The sequence below is a fragment of the Streptomyces sp. NPDC001920 genome (assembly GCF_053594495.1).
This window is the reverse complement of record NZ_JBSFEP010000003.1, coordinates 42,898-66,217: the sequence shown is the minus strand read 5'-3', so window position 1 is coordinate 66,217 and position 23,320 is coordinate 42,898. Positions and strand designations below refer to the sequence as shown.

General features: G+C 68.8%; 22 protein-coding genes and 3 pseudogenes. 16 read left to right on the top strand and 9 right to left on the bottom strand.

Going from position 1 to position 23,320, the window contains the following annotated elements; all coding sequences use genetic code 11:
- The 10 genes from ACWCPI_RS05530 to ACWCPI_RS05485 all read left to right on the top strand — a co-directional run bounded on the left by ACWCPI_RS05530 (position 1) and on the right by ACWCPI_RS05485 (position 10,294).
- Positions 1-1,320, top strand: coding sequence for a UDP-N-acetylglucosamine 1-carboxyvinyltransferase (locus tag ACWCPI_RS05530; protein ID WP_351222890.1), 1,320 nt, complete (start codon positions 1-3; stop codon positions 1,318-1,320).
- Positions 1,317-2,552 (top strand): bifunctional metallophosphatase/5'-nucleotidase, encoded by a 1,236-nt coding sequence (locus tag ACWCPI_RS05525; protein WP_451036884.1) that lies wholly within the window; start codon positions 1,317-1,319, stop codon positions 2,550-2,552. Before ACWCPI_RS05530 ends, ACWCPI_RS05525 begins: the two co-directional genes overlap by 4 nt.
- Complete coding sequence (dcd, locus tag ACWCPI_RS05520; protein ID WP_381553419.1) at positions 2,552-3,091, top strand: dCTP deaminase; 540 nt, start codon at positions 2,552-2,554, stop codon at positions 3,089-3,091. The genes ACWCPI_RS05525 and dcd overlap by 1 nt, the downstream gene beginning before the upstream one ends.
- On the top strand, positions 3,088-3,624 hold the full coding sequence (locus tag ACWCPI_RS05515; RefSeq protein ID WP_451036883.1) for a dCTP deaminase: 537 nt from the start codon (positions 3,088-3,090) through the stop codon (positions 3,622-3,624). Before dcd ends, ACWCPI_RS05515 begins: the two co-directional genes overlap by 4 nt.
- Positions 3,625-3,647: 23 nt before the next feature.
- The gene (locus ACWCPI_RS05510) at positions 3,648-4,736 is read left to right on the top strand and encodes a glycosyltransferase family 4 protein (protein ID WP_067057800.1); all 1,089 of its coding nucleotides are present in this window, start codon (positions 3,648-3,650) and stop codon (positions 4,734-4,736) included.
- Between the two features lie 94 nt (positions 4,737-4,830).
- On the top strand, positions 4,831-5,874 hold the full coding sequence (locus ACWCPI_RS05505; protein WP_351222846.1) for a serine hydrolase domain-containing protein: 1,044 nt from the start codon (positions 4,831-4,833) through the stop codon (positions 5,872-5,874).
- 27 nt (positions 5,875-5,901) lie between these two features.
- Positions 5,902-6,435, top strand: coding sequence for an NUDIX domain-containing protein (locus ACWCPI_RS05500; RefSeq protein ID WP_382075918.1), 534 nt, complete (start codon positions 5,902-5,904; stop codon positions 6,433-6,435).
- A gap of 790 nt (positions 6,436-7,225) precedes the next feature.
- Positions 7,226-8,200 carry an STAS domain-containing protein gene (locus ACWCPI_RS05495; RefSeq protein WP_451036882.1) on the top strand — a complete coding sequence of 325 codons (975 nt, stop codon included), beginning with the start codon at positions 7,226-7,228 and terminating at the stop codon, positions 8,198-8,200.
- A 255-nt stretch (positions 8,201-8,455) separates the two neighbouring features.
- Positions 8,456-8,968, top strand: a complete 513-nt coding sequence (locus ACWCPI_RS05490) for a DUF5994 family protein (RefSeq protein ID WP_229865389.1) — start codon at positions 8,456-8,458, stop codon at positions 8,966-8,968.
- Between the two features lie 132 nt (positions 8,969-9,100).
- Complete coding sequence (locus tag ACWCPI_RS05485; RefSeq protein ID WP_387144423.1) at positions 9,101-10,294, top strand: PP2C family protein-serine/threonine phosphatase; 1,194 nt, start codon at positions 9,101-9,103, stop codon at positions 10,292-10,294.
- A gap of 44 nt (positions 10,295-10,338) precedes the next feature.
- On the opposite strand, the gene ACWCPI_RS05480 is transcribed toward ACWCPI_RS05485, so the two are convergent.
- The 4 genes and pseudogenes from ACWCPI_RS05480 to ACWCPI_RS05465 form a co-directional block, all read right to left on the bottom strand.
- Positions 10,339-10,821 (bottom strand): DUF5994 family protein, encoded by a 483-nt coding sequence (locus ACWCPI_RS05480; RefSeq protein WP_369365184.1) that lies wholly within the window; start codon positions 10,819-10,821, stop codon positions 10,339-10,341.
- A gap of 517 nt (positions 10,822-11,338) precedes the next feature.
- A pseudogene (locus ACWCPI_RS05475) lies at positions 11,339-11,618 on the bottom strand (ElyC/SanA/YdcF family protein); the annotation flags it as partial.
- Positions 11,619-11,854: 236 nt separating this feature from the next.
- A complete protein-coding gene (locus ACWCPI_RS05470; protein WP_451036881.1) occupies positions 11,855-12,994 on the bottom strand; it encodes an SGNH/GDSL hydrolase family protein in 1,140 nt (379 codons plus the stop codon).
- A 450-nt stretch (positions 12,995-13,444) separates the two neighbouring features.
- Positions 13,445-13,796: pseudogene (locus ACWCPI_RS05465) on the bottom strand (sensor histidine kinase); the annotation flags it as partial.
- A 75-nt stretch (positions 13,797-13,871) separates the two neighbouring features.
- On the opposite strand from ACWCPI_RS05465, the gene ACWCPI_RS05460 reads away from it, so the two are divergent.
- Entirely contained in the window at positions 13,872-14,156 is a 285-nt protein-coding gene (locus tag ACWCPI_RS05460) for a hypothetical protein (protein ID WP_451036880.1), read from the top strand.
- A gap of 496 nt (positions 14,157-14,652) precedes the next feature.
- On the opposite strand, the gene ACWCPI_RS05455 is transcribed toward ACWCPI_RS05460, so the two are convergent.
- The 3 genes from ACWCPI_RS05455 to ACWCPI_RS05445 form a co-directional block, all read right to left on the bottom strand.
- Entirely contained in the window at positions 14,653-15,567 is a 915-nt protein-coding gene (locus ACWCPI_RS05455) for a prenyltransferase/squalene oxidase repeat-containing protein (RefSeq protein ID WP_451036879.1), read from the bottom strand.
- 134 nt (positions 15,568-15,701) lie between these two features.
- Positions 15,702-16,472: a hypothetical protein gene (locus tag ACWCPI_RS05450; protein WP_451036878.1), complete on the bottom strand. Its 771-nt coding sequence runs from the start codon at positions 16,470-16,472 to the stop codon at positions 15,702-15,704.
- Between the two features lie 331 nt (positions 16,473-16,803).
- Positions 16,804-17,400 carry a hypothetical protein gene (locus tag ACWCPI_RS05445; RefSeq protein WP_451036877.1) on the bottom strand — a complete coding sequence of 199 codons (597 nt, stop codon included), beginning with the start codon at positions 17,398-17,400 and terminating at the stop codon, positions 16,804-16,806.
- 414 nt (positions 17,401-17,814) lie between these two features.
- On the opposite strand from ACWCPI_RS05445, the pseudogene ACWCPI_RS05440 reads away from it, so the two are divergent.
- From ACWCPI_RS05440 to ACWCPI_RS05420, 5 genes and pseudogenes are all read left to right on the top strand, one after another.
- Positions 17,815-18,406, top strand: a pseudogene (locus ACWCPI_RS05440) (transposase); the annotation flags it as partial.
- Between the two features lie 58 nt (positions 18,407-18,464).
- Positions 18,465-18,803 (top strand): recombinase family protein, encoded by a 339-nt coding sequence (locus ACWCPI_RS05435; RefSeq protein ID WP_451036876.1) that lies wholly within the window; start codon positions 18,465-18,467, stop codon positions 18,801-18,803.
- A 336-nt stretch (positions 18,804-19,139) separates the two neighbouring features.
- A complete protein-coding gene (locus ACWCPI_RS05430; protein WP_451036875.1) occupies positions 19,140-19,607 on the top strand; it encodes a polyprenyl synthetase family protein in 468 nt (155 codons plus the stop codon).
- Positions 19,608-19,660: 53 nt separating this feature from the next.
- Complete coding sequence (locus tag ACWCPI_RS05425; protein ID WP_451036874.1) at positions 19,661-20,248, top strand: ABATE domain-containing protein; 588 nt, start codon at positions 19,661-19,663, stop codon at positions 20,246-20,248.
- Positions 20,249-20,317: 69 nt separating this feature from the next.
- Entirely contained in the window at positions 20,318-20,791 is a 474-nt protein-coding gene (locus tag ACWCPI_RS05420; protein WP_451036873.1) for a diadenosine tetraphosphate hydrolase, read from the top strand.
- Between the two features lie 309 nt (positions 20,792-21,100).
- Here the strand turns inward: ACWCPI_RS05420 and ACWCPI_RS05415 are convergent, their stop codons facing one another.
- Both ACWCPI_RS05415 and ACWCPI_RS05410 read right to left on the bottom strand, forming a co-directional pair.
- A complete protein-coding gene (locus tag ACWCPI_RS05415; protein WP_451036872.1) occupies positions 21,101-22,522 on the bottom strand; it encodes a HAMP domain-containing sensor histidine kinase in 1,422 nt (473 codons plus the stop codon).
- The gene (locus ACWCPI_RS05410; RefSeq protein ID WP_451036871.1) at positions 22,523-23,251 is read right to left on the bottom strand and encodes a response regulator transcription factor; all 729 of its coding nucleotides are present in this window, start codon (positions 23,249-23,251) and stop codon (positions 22,523-22,525) included.
- Between the last annotated feature and the right edge of the window lie 69 nt (positions 23,252-23,320).

The window sequence follows — 23,320 nt, the reverse complement described above, 5'->3', positions numbered from 1 at the left end:
ATGACGACCACCCACGCCCCCGGCGTGGCCGCCGAGGTGATCGCCGTACGCCCCGGGCCGCCGCTCGCCGGCACCGTGAGCGTCGACGGCTCCAAGAACGCCGCTCTGCCGCTCCTGGCCGCCGCGGCGGCCCTCGGTCGCCCGGGCCGATTGAGCAACGTCCCGGACAGCACGGACGTCCAGATCATGCTCACTCTGCTGCACCAGGCGGGTTGGCATGTCACGCAGCCCGTCGGCGAACCAGCCACTTACGTGATCCTGCCGACGGAGGCATCTCAACGACTGCCCGATCTGGCGCAGGCAGCCCACATCCGCGCCTCGTACTACCTCGTCCCCGCCCTGCTCGCGCGTTACGGCCAGGCGCGGCTGCCTTGGCCGGGTGGCTGCCGGATCGGTGCGCGCGGGATGGAGCTGCACTTCAAGGTGTACGAGGCGTTCGGCGACCGGAGCCGGCAGAACAGCTCCGGTTACGGCATCGAAGCCCTCAGCTCTCACACGGGCACCGTCTCCATCGCACTGCCCTTCCGCTCTCGCGGTGCGACCGTGGCCGCGATACTGCGCGCCCTCACAACCGGCCGCCCCTTACGGCTGGGCCAACCCAACCTCTCACCCGAAGTCCTGAGCGTGCTCGACGCCCTGAGTTCGGTGGGCTGGGAGACGCGCGCCAACGAGCATGTACTGACTCTCTCGCCGCCCTCCTCGCCGCCGACTGCCCCCGCTGCCTGGACCGTGCCCGGAGACAAGATCGAGGCAGCCACGCTGGCCTGCGCGATCGCCGCGACGCGCGGTACTGCCCGTATCGACGGCGTGCAGGGCAAGGACGTAGGCCCGTTCGTGGCTGCCCTTCATCAGCTCGGCATCCCCGCAGACGCGGAGCCGGGTGGCCTTACTGTCCGCGCGCATGAGACAGCCCCCACTGGTCGTCCCCTGCGGGCCGTCGCCTCTCTGAGCCCTGCGGGCCTCGACGCCGACTTCGAACCACCGCTCATGGCACTCGCCCTCGGACTGCCCGGCACGCATCTGTTCGCCGACGCCATCAATCCCGGCCGCCACGGCAACCTGCTGCCGCAGCTGACCCGCCTGGGCGCCCGGATCGAGGAGATCTCCCCCACCGAATGCCGCCTGACCGGGCCCCAGCAGCTGACGGGCGCGGGCGTCGAAGCCACCGACATCCGCACCGGGTCCGCCCTCATGGTCGTCGGCATCACGGCCCGGGGCGTCACCACCATCGGCGGCCTCGACCAGCTGCGCCGCGGCCACGCCGACCTGTCCGGCAAGCTGCGCATCCTGGGCGCCGACATCTGCGAGGTCACCCCATGACCACCGACGGCCGGAACCTGCGCCAGATCGTCGCCACGACCGACGTCCATTCCGCTTTCGACAACGCCGCGCCCTTCCTGACCCACCTCCACGCGCTGCGCCCGACCTCGCTCATCGTGGACTGCGGCGACTTCTTCGAAGGCAGTGGGTACTACCGCCTCGGTCGCGGCACGATCGAGCGCGAGATCCTGCTCGGGCTGTACGACATGCTGGCCCCTGGCAACCACGGCTGGCCCCACCACTTCGAACCCGACCTCCACCTGCACACTGTCTGTGCCAACGCCGTCGATGCCAACACCGGCGACGCACTCTTCCGCCGCTTGTACATCGCGGACATCACTGGACGTCGCATCGGCGTAACCGCTGTGATCGGCCGACAAGCCTTCCACTCGATCCCGGTCGCCCAGCGAGCCGGCCACTGCGTCACTGATCCCGTCCAGGCCCTACGCGAGCTGATGCTCGCTCACCACCACGAGGTGGACAGCTGGGTCCTGCTCAGCCACTCCGGCTTCGACGAGGACCGGAAACTCGCGGCAGCCTGTCCGTTCCTCGATGTGGTCTTCGCCGGGCACTGCCACAGCGATCAGTACGGGCCGGTCCGGGTCGACGACACCCTGGTCGTCAAGGGTCGGGAACTCGCCGGCGGCTATACCATCGCCACGCCCGTGGGCACGGGATGGGGTGCGGGCACCACGTCCTTCCCGGATCGGGCCCCGAGCGTCGTTCCCACGGAGCTTGCGGGCCTGCACTCACGCATCGAGGACGTCAAGCAGCAGCTGGCCGGCGTCCTCGGCCCGATCAGACCGGCCTACCGCCACCAGTCCCTCGACCGGCGCAGCCTGCTCGTGGACCTCACCGCCCGCCTGCGTACGGCACTCGGGGCAGACACGGTCATCCTCAACGAGACGGCACTACGCGCCGTACCACTCGGCGACACCCTCACCCAGGGCCACCTGCTCTCCATCGAACCGTTCGCCAACCAACTGGTGCACGCCCACGTACCTGAGCAGGCACGCAGCGACCTCCCCGGCTGGCTGTCACATCTGACCACCCAGACCGGCCCGCTCGTCACCGCCCCCGATCCCTTGCCGGATGCCGTCACCACCGTGCTGACCACCGACTACCTCGCCGACAACTACCTCGGCGAGCGTACGCACGAGGCCGGCCTGCGTCTGGACCAGGCTGTCCAGCACGTCCTCACCGCCCCCGACACCGCGGAAGGAGGCAGTTAATGATCCTCACTGGCCCGGAGATCACCGCAGCCGCTCACGACGGCCGCCTCCGCATCACCCCCTTCGCCGCCGACCAGGTCAACCCCAACAGCTACAACGTGCGTCTGGGCCCCACCTTGATCACGTACACGAGCACGGTCCTGGACGCCCACCGGCCCAACCCCACCCGCGAAACCACCATCGGCCCGGACGGGCACGTCCTCCAGCCAGGCGAGCTCTACCTCGGCCACACCCTCGAAGAGGTCGGCTCCGACACCTTCGTCCCGCTGCTGTTCGGCCGCTCCTCCGTCGGCCGCCTCGGCCTGTTCGTCGAGATCACCGCCCCCATCGGCGACATCGGCTTCCACGGCCAGTGGACACTCATGCTCACCCCGATCCGACCGCTGCGCGTGTACGCCAGCATGAAAATCGGGCAGATCATGTTCTTCCTCTCCACCGGCGCCATCGACCTCTACCGCGGCAAGTACCAGGCCGCCACAGGCCCGCAGCCCTCCGCCTACTGGCGAGACCTCACCCGACTCCGGGCGGTGGCCTCGTGATCCTCACCGGCCCCGCCATCGCCGCCGCCGTCCAGGCCGGCGAGATCACCATCGACCCGTACGAGCCCAGCCGCGTCTCCCCCAACGCCTACGACTGGCGCCTCGGCAACACCATCCGCGTCTGCGACGGCGACCTCGACGCCGCAATGCCCACCACCTTCACCGAGCAGTCCATCCCCGACGCCGGCCTGGTGCTGCGCCCTGGCCTGCTCTACCTCGGCATCACCCTGGAACGGACCGGTTCGGAGACGTACGCGCAGCTGCTGAACGGCGACCGCACCATCGGCTCCCTGGGCATCTGGGTCCACGTGTCGGCTCCGCTCGGACACCAGGGCCATGCGATCCGCTGGACGCTGGAGATCCGCGCCACCCGACCGGTGCGCGTGTATCCGGGCATGACCTTCGGCAAGCTCGTCTTCCTCACCACCTTCGGCGCCCCGGCCAGCTACCAGCAGCAGCCGGCCAAGTACGCGTCCACGGAAGGCATCGACATCTCGCGCCTCTACGAGGAGATCGACGGAGAAATGCGGTGAACGCCAGCTCGGCCACCGGCCCGATGGCCGCCACCTTCCTGGATCTCCCCGCCGGAAGCCCCGGCGGCAGCGTCGAACTCTTCCTCGACCTCTACACCGGCGAGCAACCCCTCATCCCGGCCCACGCCTTCATGCTCGCACCACCTGGTCACGCTCCCCGTCCACCCGCCGGCCTCAACCTGCTCCCCGCAGCAGGCAAATGCCTGGAAGGAGCAGCCTTCAGCCGCTACGTCACCACCCTGCGCAGGGCGCTTACAGCCACGCTCGATCCCACACAGATCGGCGTCCTCCACTTGCAGCACCTCGCATTCGGCGCCACTCCTGCCCTCATCCGGGCTCTGCCCTCGCATCCCCGGATCGCCCTCGTCCACGGCACGGACCTGCTCTTCGCCGAGACCCACCGAGACCAGCTCCAGGTGCTACGCGAAACAGCCAGGGCCGCCGACGCCATCGTGGTCCCGACCACCGCAATGGCCGACCGCCTCCTCAAGCTCGCCCCGCAGATCGAACGCCGCAAGATCACCCACATCCCCTGGGGCATCCCCGACCACCTGCTTACCGCCCCGCCCGCCCGGCCGGCACGCACCTCCGCCAGCCACCTGCGGCTCCTGTACGCAGGACGCCTGACCAACGAAAAGGGTGCCGAGGCCCTGATCAAGAGCCTGGCTCCCGTGCCCGGTATCGAGCTGAGCGTCGCAGCGCCCAAAGCCCAGTTCCACGTACTGGCCCCACTGCTGCAGCGAGCCGGCGTACGGGTCCGCTACCTCGGCTGGCTCCGCCGCCCACAGCTATGGAAAGCCTTCACCGAACACGACGTATTAGTCGTGCCGTCCACCACCCTGGAAGCCATGGGACTCGTCGCATTGGAAGCCCAAGCGTGCGGGCTCCCCGTCCTCTACCAGCCCGTCCCCGGCCTCAATCAAGCCCTCGCCGCTTCCGGCATGGCCACCGACTTCACCCACTCCGCCGCACTCGCGCGCGACCTCGACCGGCTGAGAAGGACACCCGGGCTGATGACTGCCCTCCGGCAGGCGGGCTATGCCAACGCGGCACGCTATCCCCTCTCGGCGACCGCACGATCCCTGACCGACCTCGGCCGACAGCTCACCTGAACCGACCGCCAGACGACCCGACACGTCACTACCCGAACCGCTCCACGAACGTCACTACGCTGACCGGCGGGACACCCCGGCGAAGAGGGAGACCATGACGTACGACCGCGACCGCATCGAAGCCCTGCTCGACGAGGGAGTCCGCGACAAGGTGTACCCGGGCGCCGTGTGGGCCCTCGGCGACGCCACCGGCACCCTCGCCCGGGGCACCACCGGGGTCCTCGACCCCGACGAGCCGGAGGTGCCGATGCGCACCGACACCGTCTTCGACGCCGCCAGCCTCACCAAGATCCTGGCCGTCTGGTCCTCCATCGGAGCCCTGTGGGAGGACGGCACCCTCGACCTCGACCAGCCGCTCGGCAGCTTCTGGCAGGAGGTCACCGGGCACCCGCTCGGATCCGTCACCGCCCGGCAGCTGCTGACGCACACCGCCGGCGTCCCACTGCGGGCGCAGCTGAAGAACCTCTACGGCACCGACCCCTACGAGATTCGCCGAGGCGTCCTCCAAGAACAACTTCATCGGACACCCGGAGAAGCCGTCGAGTACACCGACCGGGCCGCCCTCATCCTGGGCTATCTCGCCGAACACCTCTCCGGCCAGCCCTTGGACCAACTGGCCACCACCCGCACCTGGCTCCCACTGGGCATGACCTCCACCCGCTTCGGCCCCTTGCCCGCCAGCCTCGCGGCGCGCTGCGCGCCCACCGAACTAGACCAGGACACCGACACCCACCTCAAGGGAGTCGCCCACGACTTCTCGGCCCGCCTCTTGTGCGGCGTCTGCGGCATCGCCGGCGCCTTCACCGTCCTCGACGACCTCGCCGTCTTCCTCCAGTACATGCTCGCCCCCGCAGCGTCACAGCTCCGGGCTGGTTTCGGCATCGAGTGGATCAACGGGTCCCTGGCCATCGAGACGGGGCAGCTCCAGCCCGCTCGCGGCCTGTTCTGGCACCCCGCTCCCGGCACCACCATCGAGGAGGACGTCTGGGTCCACTACGGCTTCACCGGCACGGGCATGTGGATCTCACCCACCAAGGACCGCTGGGCGGTGCTCCTGACCAACAAGCTCTACTACACCCGCGACCGCGCACCGCTGACCGATGTCCGCAACAACTTCCGAGAGCTCGCCTTCAAGTAGAGGAGCCGATCGAGAGGTACGGCCGAGATGCCCACCGATCCGGTCGGGGAAGGGACCCCCGTGGCTCAGCCGACAGCCGATGACCAGCCAAAAGCGCTCATGCCCACCCTGGAATCCATGACCCTGCTGGTCGCCGCCGTCATCGTCCATGACAAGGCCACCAGCCGCGTGGTCCTCCTCCAGCGCAGCGACCAGGCCAAATTCGGCAGGGGCAAGTGGGATCTCCCGGTCGGCAAGAGCGAGCCCGGCGAGCCGATCACCGCGACGGCCGTCCGCGAGCTGTACGAGGAGACCGGTATGACCGTCAAGCCGGAAGCGCTCAAGGTCGCCCACGTCATCCACGGCGCCTGGGGCGTGGAAGCCCCCAACGGCTTCCTCACGGTCGTCTTCGTCGCCCATGAATGGTCCGGCGAGCCGGAGAACCGCGAACCGCGCAAGCACGCCCAAGTCCGCTGGGTCGACACCGGTGCCATCCCCGAAGAGTTCGTGGAGACCACCGCCAGCGCCCTTCATCGCTACCTGGCCGGCGGGCCTCAGGTGTCGCTGGACGGTTGGAACTGACCGAGCGCCTCTTCTGGGATAGCGTCTCGCCCCCACGGTGAGATGAGTGACCGCGTTCAGCGTTCGCCGACCTCGCCGCTTTCCTCCGCTACATGCTCGCCCCTGCCACGTCCCCCTTCGCGGGACGGTTTCGGTAACAGGTGGGTCATCTGCTCCATGAGCGCTGGCTTTCACGTAGGGACCGATCCTCCTGGCGTGCGACGTTTCGCTCGAATGGGTTCGGAGACCCGGTGAGTGGAGGTCGTGTCGCGTGTGGGTTCGGAAGTGAGCTGGCATTCAATTCGTCCGCCCGCTCTGCCGCCCGGCTTCGATCGCGGGCGGCAGTGTTGTGCTGTGTCCAGGGGAACTGCGCGGCGGCCAGTGTTGTGTCCAGAGCGGCGCGCATCCGGGCACCTGTCGCGACAGGGCAGGGGCGAGGTGGTGCCCCCTTACCCTGCCGGCCCTCGGCTGTGAGGTGCACACGTACCAGCAGCCGCAGCATCACCACCGTTCTGACGTGGGAGAACGGCCTTTCAAGTGACGCGGCCCCTACCGTGCCGCGCCCTTCGACCCAGCCGCTTCCGGTTGCGGCAGACGTACGGTTGAAGTACCGAGGGCATCACGCACTCCGGGCCACCACGCCGGGTCGTCCTCGGCGAGAGACGAGTGAATCCGGGCCGCCCCAGCGGTCGGCGCGGAGACGGGTCGGGGCCATGTACGCCGCGGTCGAAGCAACTCAGCGCAAGCTCATCACGGCAAGGATCGCGCTGAGCGCCCGTGCAGGTCCGCAACCTCGCCGAGGGGAGACGTGATGACCTTTTCCCGGCTGGACATCCATCGGCGGAACCGAGGAGAGCGGACGCTCGTCACGCTTGCCGGCGACATCGGGCCGGCCACGACGCCGCCGCTGCGGGCCGCAGTGGAGCAGTGTCTGCTGGACGGTGTCACCGTGATCGACATCGACCTGACCACAGTCGGCTCCTGCGACGCCAGGGGCTTGGACGTCCTCCTGTCGGCAGCACAGCGCGCCGGCCGGGTCCACGCTCGCCTGCGGCTGCACCATCCGTGCGCTCAGATTACCCGGGTCCTCGATGCCACGGGATCGACTTCGCTGCTCCCTACGGCCCCCGCGAGTCCCCTGCCGCCCGCCGCATCCGACGGCTTCATGAGTGCGGCGACGGGGGCGCCCGAGGACTCCGCTCGCCGACCGGACCAGCCGGTCCTCAAGGACGGGATCCGCCTTCGTCGGCTGACCCGCTGGCAGGCAGAAGACATGGGCGCGGACATCGCGGACCTGGCTGCGGAGTCCGTCGCAGGCACCACGGGCGAGCGGTACCACAACCGCGGGGACTTCCTGCACCGCTTGTCGATCACCGCCCGCCGCCCCGGCTTCGCCCTGCTGGTCGCCGAGACGACGGTGCTGGTCGGTTGCGCCTTCGGTTTTCCGATGGGCTCTGAAGGCCCCGGCAGCCGGGGGTCCGACGGAACGCTCCAGGAGATCATCCAGCGGCTCACCTCCCGCGCACGGTTCGTCGTCCTCACCCAGGTCGTGGCCCACCCGCACGTTCAGCACCGCGACATCGCCCGCCGGCTGCAACAGCGTCTGCTCACAGAGCTGCACTCCTCCCTCGGGATCACCCTGCTGCATCCTGCCGACCGGGCAGGACAAGCCGCCTTCTCGTCCTGGGGCTGGCAGAACATGGGTGAGGTCGTCGGGCTGCCCGGCTCCGTAGCCCCCTGCGTGTTGACCCTGTCCGCCGAAGGGCAGCCCTCGGCACGCCGATGACGTGGCAGAGGAGCGATGAGCCGGCGGTCGTACCGGCCGGGGCGGTCACGTGACCCGTCGTCCGCCGTACCGAGGTGCCTCCACGCGATGGCTGCCTGCCTCTCGGCGCGATGGCTGCGCACCACGCCGCCCGCCACGGCTGGGAGTAGCGTGGGAGGTACCGAGAACTTCCGGGCGTACGACCACGGCGGCGCCGTTCCCGGCGAGTGACTGACACGGGCAGCCGGAAAGCAGCGCCCGGAACGGGATCGCACGATGAACGCCATCACAAAGCCCGCCGAAGTTACCGCGCCAGGTTACGGACACTCCTACCGGATGCCCATGCCCCGGCTGCGCCTCACGCCGGACGTCAGCCATGGCCCGCTGGACGGCGCATGGTGGCCGCGCTGCGACGCACTCGAACTCGAATTGCCCGCGCTGGTCGGCTCCCTGGATCCGAGCAGCGGCACCGTCACCCGCGTTACCGTGGGGTCCGCCGCCTGGCCCGATGCTCCGCAGGAGGTGATGGCGCCCGGCCACGTGATCGAGGTGGTCCTGACCGATTCGGCCGCCGAGGCGCATGCCATCACCGTGGACTGCGGCACCGTGGGACGCTGGGAACTGCTGGTGATCCCCCCGGACGAGCCGGTCGGAGTAGCCACCAGGCTGCTGACCGCCGCCGCCGACGCCGGGAACCCACTGTCGGCTCCGCGCCTGCTGGCACTCGCCGAGAGCGGCCTCGACGGACAGAACGCTTGGGAGTCGGAAGGCGGAGCCGGACCGAGATGAGCAGCCCGACCCGGCCGACTCCGTGGCCGGCAGGCCGGGCGTCCACGACCCCGTGATGGAGCCATGGCACCGACAGACCCTTCGTCATCCTGGCCCGCCCCCACACGAAGCGTGACCGCGGCAGGTGAGGGGATGACGGCAGTACAGCGTACGGACCGGTCCGAAAGCTTCGGGGAAGCTCTCCTGGGAAAGATCCTCGACAGCGCGCACGAACTCCCGCCCCACCTCATCGGGCCCCTGGTCGCCGACGTCGTGGAGCGGCTCGGTGGCCGCCGTCCACAGGTGCTGTTGCAGGACTACGGCCAGCTGCTGCTCGTACCGCTGCCCGGTGAGTGCCTCGCCGGCGGGGAACCGCAGGTTATCGACGACTCCGAGGCGGGCCGCTGCTTTCTCGACGCGGTCCCCGTGGAGGTGCCCCAGGAAGACGGCGTCCGGATCCATCTGCCTCTGCTGGACGGCGGTGACCAGGTAGGGGTCATGGCGGTGACGCTGGACAGCATCGACGCCCACGACCGCCGCCTGCTGCTCAGGATCTCCGGCCTGGTGGCCGACCTTCTGGTGACCAAGCACGGCTACTCCGACCTGTTCTTCGACGTCCGACGCGGTGAGGCGATGAGCGTCGCCGCGGAGATCCAGTGGTCACTGCTGCCACCGCTTGCGATGATCATGCCCCGGGTCGCTGTGGCCGGGATCCTGGAACCCGCCTACGACGTGGGCGGCGACAGCTTCGACTACGCGCTCAACCACGACGTCCTCCACGTGGCCATGATCGACGCGATGGGCCACGGACTGGACGCAGCCACCATGGCCACGGTGGCCATCGGCGCCTACCGCCACGCCCGCCGCGCCGGCATCGGACTGCCGGAGATCTACGCGTTCATGGACCGCGCCGTGGCCAGGCAATTCGGTCCCGAGCATTTCGTCACCGCGCAGATGATGCAGCTGGACACGACGACGGGACGGGTGCAGTGGGTCAACGCCGGACACCCGCCGCCGATCCTCGTCCGCGACCACCGCGTCGCGCGGCGTCTGGCCGCCCCGACGACCCTCCCCGTCGGCCTCGGTGGTTCGGAGCCCCGGATCAGCGAGCTGGGGCTGGTGCCCGGGGACCGAGTCCTCTGCTTCACCGACGGAGTGGTCGAGGAGCACAGGAGCGGCGGGGAGGAGTTCGGGGAGGACCAGCTGATCGACTGCGTGAACCATCTGGAGAGGACCGGCCGCGGCATCCGGGCGGTGACGCGCTCCCTGTCCCACACGCTCAAGCAGGCGCGGGGCGGACAGACCAGCGATGACGCAACGCTGCTCATGGTGGAGTGGCGCGGCTGAACCCCCCGACACCGTTTTGCTGGTCGCGCCCGGCGGCGGGCCCGTCAGCCCGGCGAACCGTGCCCGCTCCCGGTGTCGATGAGAATCTGTTCCGCCTGGCTGATGTTGTCTGCCCGGACCGCCTGGGCCATCGCGGCGCGGGCGGCGTCCGGTGCCGCGTCCGGCGGGACCACGAGCAGAGAGAAAATGTCCGTGTCGCCCCGGGTAATCAGGACCGTGTCGTCACCGACCGGGAAGGCATCAATGTGCACCACCCGGTCGTCCACGGCGATACGCGTCGGGAGACCTTCCCAGGCCGCGGTGTCCAGTCCCACACGGGTCACGGGGCCGAGGTGGGCAATGAGGGCGCTCAGGAGCGCGGGCAGCTCAGCACCGATGTCGCGCGAGCGCGGCCACCACGCGCCGTCGAGGACGCCTTCGCGTGATTCGGTCGTTTCCAGCCGGAGAAGCGCACACCCTGGCCGCACCGCCTCGTGGACGCCGCTGGGCAGACGCCGGGGAACAGGTGGTGTATCCGAGCTGGTCATGATGACCACCCGTCTGAGGGCTGGTGCGACGACGGGACTCCGCCTCGCACCTGCCACGTTACTCCTGGTGTCACGCGCGACGGGCATCTCCGAAGCTCCCCCTCGTCCGGCCCCGGAGGGAACGGATGCAGCACACAGGACGTCCGTCGCATGTCGAGAGCTCCCTAGGCGCGAAAACTGGGCATGAACGCCTCCCCAGCCAGGTCCCCGGAGGGCACATCCAGGGCACATGAGTCCGGGAAACGGCGTTGACCCGTGAGAACTACCGAGGAGTGTTTCCGCAGGTCAACGCACGCTTCACAGAGAAACCCCAGGCCAGCGCCCCGCCTCTCCCAATCGCTGCACGAGTGGCAGGACTTCAGCCACCGCCTGCATGAGGCGGGGCATCAGCCTTACTGCCTGGTGTGGCCCTGACCTGGGGTTTCATAGGCAGCGGGCGGGGTCTTCGGGCCTCGCCCTTTGCGGCGGGCGGGTCACCGCCGTCTCCCGGCGCCCCGACGCGGCGCCGATCAGGTGCGACCGCGATGCCGGCCTCGGCCAGCAGCTCGCGGGAGAAGGTGATGTTCTGGCCGGTGTCGGCCGCCTTGGGTTCCGATTGCCTTGTCCGGCACGCCCGGGCTCAGGGCGTGCTCGCGGTAGTGGACGGCCTCACCGCGCGGGAAGCGGGCCTGGGTGGTGGGGCTGTTGCCGCCGCTGATCACCACGACCGGGAAGAGGTCGGCGGCCGTGGTGGCGACTCCGAGGTCGTGGCTGCCCAGGCCGATCGCCGCCGAGCAGGGCCGCTGCTCATGGTCCATCTGGTGGTGGTTCCAGATCAGCGGCGCGTCGCGGAACTGCTCGTCGACCGCGAAGCCACCGTCTCCTGGCGCGACCCGGCACCCCAGACCCAACAGCAGATTCCGGGATGAAACACTGAGAGAAAACGACCTCTCAAGGCTGTCCCGTAACTGTCGATGCTGCGGTAAGGATTGCCGGTACGGCCCGTCGAGTCGACTTGCTGTGTCATGAAGTCGTGACGCTGCGGCGCGGTGATTCAGAGCGTGTTGAGGTCGGCGGCAGCGGCGATGGCGTGGAATCCGGCTTCATTAGGGTGTAGACCGTCCTGGAAAACGTAGCCGGGGCGCGGCAGGGCGGGATCGGCGGGCTTCGCGAAAGCACGGTCGACGTCGATGACAGCGTCGTATGCGCCACCGGTGCGAACCCAGTGGTTGACAGCGGTCCGGACCTTTTCCCCTTGCTCGCTGTAAATGGGGAAGAGAGCGCCCTTCATGGGCAGGATGGTTGCGCCGATGGCCTTGACGCCGCGGGCGTGGGCGGCGCGGATCAGCTCTTTGTGGGCTTGAATGATCTGGTGTGCGGTCACGTGGGGTGCGGGGTCCATGCAGGGGTCGCCCATCTCGGGGGCGCCGATGTCGTTGGCGCCCAGGTGGACGATCACCGTGCGCACGCCGGGTCGGTCGAGTACGTCGCGCCGGAAGCGGTCGGTCGCCCTGTCCCCGTAGCAGGGAGAGTCGTTGAGGATCCGGTTTCCGGCGATGCCGGCATTGACGATGTTCAGCGGACGGCGGGCGGCAACCAGGCGTTCGGCGAGCTTGTCCGTGAAGCGGTTGTCGGCGCCGGGCGTGGCCCCTGTGCCGTCGATGAGCGAGTCTCCGAAGGTGACCACTGTGCCGCGCGGGGAAGCGGGTCCGGCAACCTCCACACCGCTTAGGAAGTACCAGGCGTTCGTCGACTCCTTGAAGGCGGCGCCGTCGGAGTCGGTCAGATGGCGTCCGTTGGCGCGGTACGAGGTGGCGGTGGTGAACCGGTGGAAGGTGGCCGGGCCAGTGCGGTCGGCAAGGTACAGGGTGACGGTCAGTTTCTCCAGCGGGGAGGTACTCAGTGCTTCGGCATCACTCACGACGTCCCGCCCGGGAGCGATGGTGGCGCCCTGGCTACCGCCGAATGTCAGGGGGCGGGTTGTGCCGGGCCAGACCTGCGCGTCGCCGCCGGACCGGCCGACGGTCGCAGCAGTGATCCGCAGCGGCGTGGTGCCGTAGGAGTTGGACAGCCGGATCCTTAACGCGGAACCGCCGGTTGCGATACGGACCACTTGGCGTACGGACTGGTCGGCGAATCCCTGACGTGACCAGTTGGGGCCCCAGTCCTCGCTGCCCTCGACGGGCTTCTGCATGGCTGTACCCCACGCGCCGGTCCACACCCTCCCTTCGGCGGCGCGCGGCTGCTGCCGCGCGTCCTCGTGTGCCACGGCTGCCGCCGAGACGACGAGCGCCGAGAGTACCGCCGTGGTGGCGGCGAACGAGCCTCGCCGTCCCGTCTTGTTCCATGGTTGAGGCTTTGCTGAATGCATCGGGGCTCTCCTCGGAAAAGAGTGGTGAGGAGATCTCAGCGTCCTTCGAGCCCGAGATCATCAGGGCTGTCCCCCGAATCCGTCTTCGGGTTGGCCCTACCGGAGCCGGACCCGCATGCTCCGCCAGACCGGACGGCCGGGCGTGTCCGCGTACTGCTCGGCGTCCAGGGAAGGCCCCCGCTCCACGCTCGGGCAGTAACGGCTCAGTCACCCCGGGCTCAGGCGAGTGCGCTCCTCGTGGGCAGTGAGTCGGTCCGCCAGCGCCCCGGCCCGATCCTGCCCGGGCCACCGCGAGGCCGAGGCCGACACCGTTGCCGCGCGGGACGTCGCCGTAGCGCTGAAAGGGTTCGAAGATGCGGTCCTTGGCCTCGTCGGGGACGCCTGGGCCGCGGTCCACGACCCGGACTTCCACGCGGTCGGCCATGGCGCTCGCCGACACCAGGACCCTCTCGCCCGGCGGGCTGTACTTGACGGCGTTCTCCGCCACGTTGGCCACCGACCTCTCCAGCAGGCCCTTGTTCACGGCGACCACGGGCACCGTCTCGGGGACGTGCGGGTCCACGCTGTCGTCGGGAACGCCGCCGAGCGCCATCGGGATCACCTCGTCGAGGTCCGTTACCCGGACGTCACATGAACGGGCAGTGATCCTCGTCGTGGACACCTCGTTCGCCGTGCCGCCGTGCCGAGCACTCTGCCGACGATGAAGCACTGGTTTGTCCTGGCTGCAACGGAGGCCCGGGGGCATGCGTACGAATGGCAGCACGGGGAGGGATCGTTCACCGGGGTACCTGCCCGCCTGCCGAGCAACGGAATCTCGTCCAGCCCGTATCCCCCGATGACGGTGACGGATCTGGCGCGGGAAGCACGGAAGGTCGTCCTTCGGGAGCTCGGCGGTGGCGGCCGCCAGATCGTCAACTGGAGCGGCACGGCGAGCGTGGAAGAACTCGCCTTTGCCTATAACCAGCCGCCCCGAGACGCCCGGTGAACCAGTCATCCGAACGTCTGGGCCAGTCAGCGCAGCTGCGCGAGCTTGGGCCACCCATCTGGAGGTCTCGCACGAATGCCCGCATCGTCGGGCTGTGGGCGAGCACGAAGCGGCCCGCTCACCCAGAGCGGGGCCCCGATCGTGCCGGCGTCCATGCCAAGGAGCTGCTCCACCTCGCGTACGTCCGCTTCCCTAGTAACCCACTGGTAGCGGCCGGGCAGCGAGGCGGGCGAGTCGTATACGGCCTGGAAGCGAGTGCTGCTCACCCTGTGGGTTTCACGCTCAGGGATCATGGGGGGACTGTCTCCAGGGCGTAGGCTGATTTCGGCTCCGCGCGACACCGGTCCTGGTGCGGTGCCGTGCGCATCGCCTGATATCTGCGTGGCCGGATCGCGCAGGTACCTGGTGTCCGAAGACAACCATGAGGAGGCGCGAGGCATTCACTAGCCGGAAGGCTGTGCGCGGCACGGTCGGAAGCCGATGCACAGTCACTGAGTCACTGAGCGGTCAATTCGCGGTACCGAGCTAGGGCGTTCACGACTGTCGCCGTACCGAAGACTTGGTTGAAGTCGCTTACGAGAACGCCAGTGCCCAGGGCATCCGTGAGCCACTGGCCTTGCTTGTCGGGGGTCATCACATTCGCCGATGGAATCCGGAGGATGGGCTCTGCCGGCCATGAACCGTCATCGAGTTGCACGTCGAGCAGATGCCGCACGGCCCACACCAAAACTTCGCATTGCGTAGATCCCCCAAAGAGCAGAGTGCGCAGTGCGAGAGCCGTGGCGAAAGCGGAGGGGCCGACCTCCGGACAGCCGCTCCACGCTCCCTCGGCTTCCGCTCGCTCGCAAAGGGCATCGCGAGTGTTGCGCATGAGTCCAGCGTCCACTCTGCGGGCAGAAGCGAGAGCTTTGAGGGCGATGTAGGTGGGATACGTGATGCCCGGCCACCAATAGCTGCGCCACAAGCCGTCATCGTCACGGGTGTCCCTTACGTACGAGGCGCCTCGGCTCACGACGTTGTCGTCCGGGCCACGAAGCGCGGCAAGAGCGGTAACCGTGCTCGCAGTGACGCATAGGTGAGGCTGCGTCCAACCCGTGACCATCTCGGGCTCAGCGCCGATAAAGCGCTCGATGCCGTCGGCGCTGTCGTATGTGCTGATTCCTCCGGTTTGAGGATCTTGATGCCGAGTCAGGTAAGTCGCTGCTCGCAGGAGGGCCGATGGGCGCCAGCGCGGCACGGTGGTCAGGGCGGTCACAGCCCACGCGGTACTGTCCGCGTCACTGGGCACGGCCGTGTTGTACGCCCAACCACCGTCGGGACGCTGCCGGGCGATGAGTCGTCGAGTGGCCAGGCTGGCGTGTGGTGACACGTCGTGCAATTCGGAAAGGGCGCAGCAGACGTAACCGGTCACCCAATCGGAACTCGTTCCAGCCAACGTTCGGAAGTCCCGCCACACACCGTCTGCATCAAGCTTGCCACAGAGATGACCGATCGCCCTGGCGATAGAGCTAGACAAGGCTCGCTGTGAAATAGCAGAGATGGTACTCATTCAATCCACGCTCGGATGCTGTGGTGGAGGAATTCAGCAAGTCCGCATTCACTTGCCTGAGGGAATGATGCGAGCTCACGCAGAATTGATGCTGCCTCAGCCGCAGCCCTTTGGATGCCGCCCGAGTCGAGCAGTCCTTCGATAATGTCCCGATCCGTACAGCGCTCCGTTGAGGCGGCTGAAAGTAGCAAGCTGTTGAGCGCACCGTCCTGTATGTCAACGACCAGGTCGCTAAGGTCGTCGACGATTGCGAACAGCGCGCCGAGCCGATCGCAGATGTCACGGATGAGCTTGGCATCAGCGTCGTCCAAGTCCAGCGCAGCTAGGCACCCAAGCACCCGGAATGGAGCTTTTGATGATTCCACCGAGAGGGACTTGGCCGCCGAGGAGGAGGCTGGGCAACGAGCCGACTCGAGTTCGACACTGTGCGCGGTAACGACTGCTTCGACCAGCTCACTGCGCCGGTTCTTCCTGGCTTCGAGCAAAGACACTCTGCGGAAGAAGTCTGTGACGATAGCCAGGAGGAGTGTCACCTCCGGCGATTCCTCGGCTCGCCGTGACTCAGCCAGGCTGACGTCGGCGGCACCCGCCGCAGCCCCAGCCACACTCTCGGGCGTCAAGAGCTCGCCAAGGCGAGTCGCCAGATCAGGGAAGCCGTCGTGGGTAAGGTCGAAGAGTGAGACACCGAGGTTGAAAAGAGCGCTTGCCTTACCGGCCTCCTCGGACAAGCGGTCGCCCCGCACAACACGGCGGACGGTCGTGGTCACGCCATGGCCGAATGCCAAAACATAAGGCAGCCTGCGACGCACCGAGCGGTTGGCGGGACCCCATACGGTATCGCCGTGGAGCAGTTCACGATAATTCGGCCCCACGCACGGCTCTACTACCTCACTGCAAAGACTTCGGCCCAGGTCTCGTTGTTGAGAGCGATAGGCCTGTTGCTGTTCTCGGCTGGGCCACATGCCCTCGCGTTCGAGCGTCCGGACCAGGGCACGACGACCGCGGAGCCAAAGTTCATCCAGCAACATGGCGACCGGCCACTCGCTGACGTCTTCCTCAATTTTCAACGGCTGTGCCGACCCCTGCACGACTACTCCATTACGCTTCGTGCGGGCGGATCAGGGGGCGATTTTGCATGAGGTATGCGATCTTCCGTTCCAGGTCACCCTGGGACGTGATGGGAAACATGTCGTCTGTGACAGCGCTCACCGCATCCGCTACGCGGTGATAGCGCCCCATCACTCGAAAGACTTTGTTCGGACCGATCTTTTGCGCGAGTGCGCTCCGGTTCTGCACTGGGTACTGGATCTGAGGAAGCTCCGTGCGCAGCTGCTTGAGTTCTTTGACGGCGTCCACCTGTTTCCGGTTCTCGCGCATGACTTCTGCCAGCTTCTCCACGAGGCTCTCCATGGATTGAACGGGAAAGAAGGACGCCGGGAGATACTTGATCATGCGCGCCGGCGAGACCTGGACACCGAGCACATCGAATGTTGCTGTCGGCCCGCCGAGTTGGTTCAGCATCTGACCTGCGCTATTGATGGGGAATTGCAGGTGGTCAAGGATTGGCTTGATCTTGACGAGCTCTCGCAGATCGGCCTCGGCGACGAGAGGAGGGTTGGCCATCTGAGGCAGTTCGTTGAGCAGGTCCTGATAGCCGCGACTGGTTCGCGGGTCGAGTTCCTCGTACTCCGGCATGCTGCTCACCATCCGCTCGACTGTGCGTTGTGGTCGACTACATTGATGAGGTAACCGCCATCGTCCCAATTGGTGCACGCGTAGTCCGAGTCCCGGCACCACTGAGCGCTCCAATTGTCCCAAGCGGCGTAGGTGCACTCGTACCGACGGTCACCTTGGCATTGCCCGCTGATCCATGACACAGCATGTCTCCCTTTCTCACGCTGGCGCCCGCTTGCCGCGGAGTTCCGGTGCGAATTCTTTGTACCTCGCCTGCATGAAGGTGAAAACGTAAAGTTGACCAGTTGGGTCAGGAACATCACTCGTACGGCTCCGTCAGGAGGCGGGCGGCATTGCGGGTGGCACGACGACGGCCAGTCGGCGGGGCGAGTGCCGAGATTCTCCTTCAGCGTGAGATCTCCACTTGGAGACACCATCGACAGGGAGGTCAAGCGTTTGCATGGCGCGCTGCGCGCTTCTCAAATGCGCCATCGTCCCCTTGTCGAGGAGGCCATGGGACGCCAGGCGCTCGCGCTGCTCCGGCAGCTGGAGGCCGCGTGCGCGAGCGCCGACGATCTCGCCGAAGCCGCAGTGCAGGCGTTCGAAGCCCACGCCGACGCTGAGATCATCACCAGCTTTCCCGGGCTGGGCCCGCTCAGCGGGGCCCGAGTTCTGGCCGAGATCGGCGACGACAGGACCCGGTTCGCCGACGTGAGAGGCCTGAAGGCGTACGCAGGATCCACTCCCGTCACAAGGGCTTCCGGCAAGAGCGGCCCGCAGGGTGAAGAACCAGCGGCTGGCCGGCGTCGGCTACATGTGGGCCTTCTCAGCGATGGCCCACTCGGAGGGAGCTCGGGCCCACTACGGCCATCGACGTGAGGCTGGAGATCGACACACGGCCGCCCAGAGAAACCTCTTCAACCGGATGATCGGCTGCCTTCACCACTGCCTTCTCCACCGCGTCCCGTTCAACGAGGCCGTGGCCTTCCCAACCAACCGAGAACCCCACCCCACCCTGGCCGCTTGACTCCCACTTCGCATCGGATGTCTTCTTGCCCGCATCCGTGCCCTGACTGGTAGCGGGGATGCTGGTGGAGGTTTTGACGCGACTCGGCCGCGACGCCGCCGAACTCACCGCGCTCGCCGGCCACCTCACCGCCCACAGCCTGGTCCTGGAAAATGCTCGCTGGACCCTCCAGGGCATCCACGACCCCACCGGAACCGGCAAGTTGCTGTTCGCGTTCTTCGCCGCCACGGCGGCGAGCGAGCGCGAGAACGTCCGCGAGTCCACGCTGGAGGGGCTCGACACCGCGGTCCGCAAGGGCAAGCACGGCGGCCGGCCACCAGTTATTACCGACGACATGCTCCGCACCGTGCTCCGCCGCGGGCGAACGGCGAGATCGAGCAGATCCAGCCCGACCTGATCATCCCCACAGGCAAGTGCAAGGGACGCAACCCTCTGTTGCGAGCATCTAGGGGGCGCTCGCCGATCAGGCCGCGCGAGGAATACCCCGAAGCCGTCGAAGCCGCGCACGCCGACTTCGCTGCCCCGAAGACCGGTGAACTCCCCGGCCCGCGCACGGCGGACCAGCCGGAGCCCGTTTCCTCACCCATATGAAGAGCAAGATCCCTTACCGTTTGCATCCCGTAAGTCGCACGCCGTTAGCGATCGGCTGGACCGCGCCGCGGGAGGAGACAGTGACCGAAGGTGGGCGGTTCCTTGCGAGCCGCGTTCGCACGATGGTCGGAGGTGAAGGCCAATGGCCAGTTCGGTGACGTCGCAGGACCTGGATGTAGCGGCGGTGAGGGGAATAGTCGACGACATTCTGGCGGACTTTCTGGCCGAGCAGGGGCATTCCGCCGCTGCCCGGCGGCTTCCTTCTGAAGTCGCACAGGTGCTCCAGGACTTCGTTTCCAGTGGAGGTAAGCGGATCCGCCCTGTGCTTTGTGCGGTGGGCTGGCATGCTAGCGGCGGCGTGGGGCTGCCGCCGATGGTCGCGCGAGTCGGGGCGGCGCTGGAGATGTTTCACGCCTTCGCGCTGATCCATGACGATGTCATGGACAGATCGGATAGCCGCCGGGGGCGACCGACTGTGCACCGCGGCGACGACGTCGTAGAGGTAGACGCTCAGCCGCCCCTCGACGTGCTGGCTGGCGTGGATGACCGGCATGCCGAGGTTGTCCAGGTGATCCTTGCCCCGCCGACCGGACGGGCCCTGGTTCGGTAGCCTCTTCTCACGGATGGCAGCGATCCGTGCCATGACGAGAGCTGTAGGAGACCATGTCCGCCGACCCGGCCGTGTCACCCGCCCCCGGTGAGGAGCAGTACCCCGCCCTCGCCCTGGCCAACACCGCGATCGCCCTTCCCGGCGGGCACTTCGTCGACCTCCTCGGCACCCCGGCCGAGGCGAACCGGTGGCTCACCGACCGCGGTCTCGCCCCGGTCGACGCCGGAATGCGCGAGATGTGCGCGGCCCAGCTGCGCTCGCTGCGGGAGCAGGTCCGGTCCCTGTTCGACGCGCGGATCGCCGGGGTCGCGGCCCTGCCGGCCGCCCTGGCCGCCGTGAACGACGCGCTGACCAGGGTCCCGACGGCACCGCTTCTGCGGTGGGACGAGAAGAACGGCCCGCACCGAGTGGCCCCGCACCCCACCACCGAGATCGTCGACCACGCCCTGGCGACCCTCGCCGCCGACGCCGCCGACCTGCTCACCTCCCCCGACGCCGAACGCCTCACGGCCTGCGGCTCCCCGCCCTGCAACCGCTACCTGCTCCGGCACGGCCGCCGTCACTGGTGCTCCACCCGCTGCGGCGACCGCGCCCGCGCCGCCCGCGCCTACGCCCGCCGCACCCGGTCCGCGACGGACTGACCCGGGACCGGCCGCCCGTACCGGTGACGGCCCGGACCTCCAGCGGCGAGGTGGGTAAAGTCGCCGATCATGACCGACGACTGGCGCAACGACCGCATCGGCAGCGCGCTCCGGGGAGCGAACCCCACGGTGCTGCGCAGACTGGCGGCCGGGTTCGCCGTCATCGGGGACGTGCAGTTCCTGCCCGGGTATTCGGTCCTCCTCGTGGACGACCCCGGCGTGCGGCGGCTGTCGGACCTGCCGAGGAGCAGGCGGCTGGCGTTCCTGTCGGACATGGACCGGCTGGGCGAGGCCGTCGAACGCGCCTGCACACGGCTGGATCCGGCCTTCCGGCGGGTCAATCTGGAGATCCTCGGCAACACCGACCCGTTCCTGCACGCCCATGTGTGGCCTCGGTTCGACTGGGAACCGGCCGGTCTGGTGGGCCTGCCCGTGTGGCTCTACCCGCGCGAGCACTTCAGCGACGAGCGGCACGCACTCGGTGCGCGGCACGACGCGCTGCGCGAGGCGATCGGCGAGGAACTGGACCGGACGGCGTCCTGACTCGCACGGGCCCCGGACCCACCTCGTGCCCACGCCGTGCGCCGCACCTTCACCGCCGCCGTGAGGGCCACCCCGCTCGGGGCCCGGCGGCCTCACGGTGTCTCCGCAGGTGGTACGGCACCACCTCGGCGTCCGGTCCCCGCTCCCGGGCGCTGCGCGACCGCAAGGACGGACCCCCGCGGAGCCGGAGGTCGAAGCCTCACGGCGGCCCCTGGCTCCGGCGACCCGCCGCCGGTACCCGTCCCGCCCGCGAGCGGGCCCCGAACCGTCGATCGCCCGCTCCGGTACAGGGCCGAACGGAGCAGTCGGTCAGGCGGACCCGCCCACCGAGAAGCCGATCACCGTACCGCCCCCGTCCCGCCGGAAGGCGAACGTCGCCCCGCCGTGCGACAGCGCCACCTCCCGGACGATCGACAGCCCCAGCCCCGACCCGGGCAGGGACCGCGCGTCGGCGGCGCGGTAGAAGCGGTCGAAGACCCGGAGCAGGTCGTCCTCGGCGATGCCCGGCCCCCGGTCCAGGACCTCGACGCGGATCGTGCCGGGGCGGGCGGGGCCCGCGACGTTGATCTCGATCGGTGCGCTGCCGTCGCGGTCGAACTTCGCCGCGTTCTCCACGAGGTTGGTCACCGCGCGCTGGAGCATCGCGGGCCGCCCCTCGGTCGCGGTCTCCCCACTCGCGCGGACCTGGATCCGCCGCCCCGTACGGCGCCGGGTGAGCCCCGCCACCTCCTCGGCGATGTCGGCGAGGTCCACCCGCTGGACCGGCTCGGCGTCGGACTGACCGGCCGCCAGATCGACCAACTCGTTGACCAGGTCCGTCAGTTCGCGTGCCTCCTGGCCCAGGTCCGCCACCAGTTCGGCACGGGTGGCGGGCGGCAGTTCGTCGATGCGGCGCAGCAGGGAGATGTTCGTGCGCAGTGAGGTCAGCGGGGTGCGCAGCTCGTGGCCCGCGTCCTGCACGAGGCGTCGCTGGTCCTCCTCCGACTGGGCCAGCCGGCCCAGCATGCGGTCGAAGGCGCGGCCCAGCCGGCCCACCTCGTCGTATCCGGTGACCGGTACCTGGATGCCGAGGCGGCGGGTGCGGGCGACGTCCTCGGCGGCGGCGGTGAGGACGACCAGGCGGCGGGTGATGCGCCGGGCGAGCCACCAGCCGAAGAGCCCGGCGAGCGTCACCACGGCCGCCATCAGCAGCAGGGTCCGCTGCTGCAGGGCCCGCAGCAGGTCCTCGGTGTCGCTGAACTCCTGGGCCACCTGCACCGCGCCCCGCCCACCGCCGAGCGCGACCGTCGCGACACGGTAGACGTCGCTGCCGACGTCGACGTCCTTGTGCTGGACCAGCCGTCCGGCCGTCGCGTCGGTCGCGATCCGCCGGTCGGCGGCCGTGACCGGCAGTCCCGGCCGCCCGGGGTCGACGACGGCGCCGTCCGGGCCGAGCACCTGCACGTCGGTACGGGCGGGCCGTACGAGATCGTGCCCGGGCGCGGAGGAGGAGAAGTCCTGCGTCGTCATCGGCCGCCGGCGCACCTCGCCCCGCAGGTCCTGCACGATCTCGGAGAACGCGGACTCCTGGTCGACCCGCAGCAGCCGGGCGGCGGCGGTGTACGACAGCAGGCCGACCAGGACGGTGACCGCGGCGGTCACGGCCGCGAAGGAGAGGGCGAAGGTGGTGCCGAGCCCGCTCCTGCGCCGCCCCCGCAACAGCTCCCCGAGCCTTCGGCGGGCCGGGCCCACTCAGTCCTCCCGCAGCACGTAACCCACCCCGCGGACCGTGTGGATCAGCTGCGGGGCGCCGGGTTCGTCGAGCTTGCGGCGCAGGTAGCCGACGTAGACGGCGAGGTTCTTGGAGCCGGGGCCGAAGTCGTACCCCCAGATCCGGTCGTAGATCGTGGAGTGGTCCAGGACGATGCCGGCGTTGCGCACCAGCAGCTCCAGCAGCTCGAACTCGGTGCGCGTCAGCTCCAGCTCCCGCGCCCCCCGCCACGCCCGCCGTGCCTGCGGGTCCATCCGCAGGCCGGCCGCCTCGATCAGCCGGTCCGTCGCGGCGGGGGCCTCGGGCGCCTGCCTGGGTACGTCGACGGGGGCGCCGTTCGCCTCACTGGTGCGGCGCAGCAGGGCGCGCAGCCGGGCGAAGACCTCCTCCACGTCGAAGGGCTTGACCACGTAGTCGTCGGCGCCCGCGTCCAGGCCGGCGATGCGGTCCTGGGTCTCCACGAGCGCCGTCAGCATCAGGATCGGGGTGCGGTCGCCCTCGGCGCGCAGCACCCGGCAGACCTGGAGACCGTCGATGCCCGGCATCATCACGTCCAGCACGAGCACGTCCGGAGGCGTGCGGTGGGCCTGCGCCAGCGCCTCGACGCCGTCGGCGACCGCGGTGACCTGGTAGCCCTCCAGGGTCAGCGCACGCTCCAGCGCGTTGCGGATGGCGCGGTCGTCTTCGGCGAGGAGAACAGTCTGGGGCACCCGTTCATACTGCCAAGCCGGCGCGGTCCCACGACGTGACGAGCGGCTCACCCGGCCCTGTTCTTACTG

Bases quoted from the DNA above. Each gene is read 5' to 3' on its own strand.
- dcd (WP_381553419.1), top strand. From the start codon at position 2,552: ATGATCCTCACTGGCCCGGAGATCACCGCAGCCGCTCACGACGGCCGC.
- ACWCPI_RS05480 (WP_369365184.1), bottom strand. From the start codon at position 10,821: ATGACCAGCTCGGATACACCACCTGTTCCCCGGCGTCTGCCCAGCGGC.
- ACWCPI_RS05490 (WP_229865389.1), top strand. From the start codon at position 8,456: ATGAACGCCATCACAAAGCCCGCCGAAGTTACCGCGCCAGGTTACGGA.
- ACWCPI_RS05470 (WP_451036881.1), bottom strand. From the start codon at position 12,994: ATGCAGAAGCCCGTCGAGGGCAGCGAGGACTGGGGCCCCAACTGGTCA.
- ACWCPI_RS05500 (WP_382075918.1), top strand. From the start codon at position 5,902: ATGCCCACCGATCCGGTCGGGGAAGGGACCCCCGTGGCTCAGCCGACA.
- ACWCPI_RS05425 (WP_451036874.1), top strand. From the start codon at position 19,661: ATGTCCGCCGACCCGGCCGTGTCACCCGCCCCCGGTGAGGAGCAGTAC.
- ACWCPI_RS05430 (WP_451036875.1), top strand. From the start codon at position 19,140: ATGGCCAGTTCGGTGACGTCGCAGGACCTGGATGTAGCGGCGGTGAGG.
- ACWCPI_RS05485 (WP_387144423.1), top strand. From the start codon at position 9,101: ATGACGGCAGTACAGCGTACGGACCGGTCCGAAAGCTTCGGGGAAGCT.
- ACWCPI_RS05460 (WP_451036880.1), top strand. From the start codon at position 13,872: ATGAAGCACTGGTTTGTCCTGGCTGCAACGGAGGCCCGGGGGCATGCG.
- ACWCPI_RS05445 (WP_451036877.1), bottom strand. From the start codon at position 17,400: ATGCCGGAGTACGAGGAACTCGACCCGCGAACCAGTCGCGGCTATCAG.
- ACWCPI_RS05435 (WP_451036876.1), top strand. From the start codon at position 18,465: ATGCTGGTGGAGGTTTTGACGCGACTCGGCCGCGACGCCGCCGAACTC.
- ACWCPI_RS05530 (WP_351222890.1), top strand. From the start codon at position 1: ATGACGACCACCCACGCCCCCGGCGTGGCCGCCGAGGTGATCGCCGTA.
- ACWCPI_RS05505 (WP_351222846.1), top strand. From the start codon at position 4,831: ATGACGTACGACCGCGACCGCATCGAAGCCCTGCTCGACGAGGGAGTC.
- ACWCPI_RS05525 (WP_451036884.1), top strand. From the start codon at position 1,317: ATGACCACCGACGGCCGGAACCTGCGCCAGATCGTCGCCACGACCGAC.
- ACWCPI_RS05495 (WP_451036882.1), top strand. From the start codon at position 7,226: ATGACCTTTTCCCGGCTGGACATCCATCGGCGGAACCGAGGAGAGCGG.
- ACWCPI_RS05510 (WP_067057800.1), top strand. From the start codon at position 3,648: ATGGCCGCCACCTTCCTGGATCTCCCCGCCGGAAGCCCCGGCGGCAGC.
- ACWCPI_RS05420 (WP_451036873.1), top strand. From the start codon at position 20,318: ATGACCGACGACTGGCGCAACGACCGCATCGGCAGCGCGCTCCGGGGA.